Origin of the sequence: Segeticoccus rhizosphaerae (assembly GCF_009192725.1) — a bacterium.
GTDB classification, from domain to species: Bacteria; Actinomycetota; Actinomycetes; order Actinomycetales; family Dermatophilaceae; genus Segeticoccus; species Segeticoccus rhizosphaerae.
In genome coordinates, this window is record NZ_VOHR01000738.1 from 1 (window position 1) to 536 (window position 536).

1 protein-coding gene is annotated in these 536 nt (G+C 64.4%); it reads right to left on the reverse strand.

Annotation, left to right across the window (positions count from 1 at the left end; genetic code table 11):
• Positions 1 to 7: 7 nt before the first annotated feature.
• The coding region (locus tag FRW57_RS22750) for an integrase core domain-containing protein (protein ID WP_152187150.1) at positions 8 to 536 on the reverse strand (529 nt) is incomplete at its 5' end.

Sequence of the window (536 nt, forward strand, 5' to 3'; positions counted from 1 at the left end):
GCGGGCGTTAGAGCCGGGTGGTTATTTTGCGCATCCGCGCGATTGAAGCAATGGGCTGCGTAGCGGAGCCCGTAGGGCGTAGCGAAGCAGGCCATTGCTTATCCAGTTCGGCGGCGAACGCCGCCGGTGTTGCGTAGCCAAGGGACGAGTGTGGTCTCTCCCGGTTGTAATCCTCGACCCAGGCGGCGATCTCGACCCGGGCGTGGGCAAGGCTCATGAACAGGGTCTCGTTTAGCAGCTCATCGCGCATGCGGCCGTTGAAGCTCTCGACGTAGCCATTCTGCATTGGCTTGCCCGGGGCGATGTAATGCCACTCGACGCCGATCTCGCCGCACCATGCGAGCACGGCATTGCTGGTGAGCTCGGTGCCATTGTCGCTGACGATCATGCCCGGCTTGCCGCGCTGGGCGATCAGCCGGGTCAGCTCGCGCACGACACGGTGCCCTGAGACCGAGGTGTCCGGCACCGCCGCCAGGCACTCTCTGCTCACGTCATCGACCACGTTGAGCACCCGGAACCGTCTACCAGAAGCCAGC